The organism is Desulfopila inferna (genome assembly GCF_016919005.1).
In the GTDB taxonomy this organism is placed as follows: domain Bacteria; phylum Desulfobacterota; class Desulfobulbia; order Desulfobulbales; family Desulfocapsaceae; genus Desulfopila_A; species Desulfopila_A inferna.
Genome location: NZ_JAFFQE010000034.1, coordinates 1 through 457 on the forward strand (window position 1 = coordinate 1; position 457 = coordinate 457).

General features: G+C 60.2%; 1 pseudogene. It reads right to left on the reverse strand.

From position 1 onward, the window contains the following. Nucleotides 1-217: 217 nt before the first annotated feature. A pseudogene (locus JWG88_RS21310) lies at nucleotides 218-457 on the reverse strand (FAD-dependent oxidoreductase); the annotation flags it as partial.

Here is a 457-nt window from a genome sequence, read left to right on the forward strand (position 1 = left end):
GTTCTGGTTTACGCATAGTTGCCTCTTTGACGGTTTGTTGTTTTTGTGTCCGTGCTGTCTTCCCAGCAGCGCTCAAAGGCACCGCAGTCCACCGGAACCATAGGCTCTAGACTGCGGTAGACGCGATGGAGGATGGCATGCTCCCGAGGACTGCGCCAGTATCGTCCGACAATTTTGCCGCAAGTCTCGACGGCATAACGGCCGGAGCCAATGGCATTCAAGCCATGAGGCCGGGTAACTCTTTGTTCAGGGCCAATTTTTCGTTCACCGCCGCTCCGGTCAGGGCATAACCGATCACTCGACCAGCGGTATCCCGGCACAGGACCTTGAGGTCCGTTCCAGAGCCTTCCACTAGCCATTGGCCATCCATTCCGCGCGGCGGCGGCGACACCACCAGCGGGCAGGCCGGGGTCTTCACCGTCACCGGCATGGGACCGTAGGCCACCTGGCTGGGGTT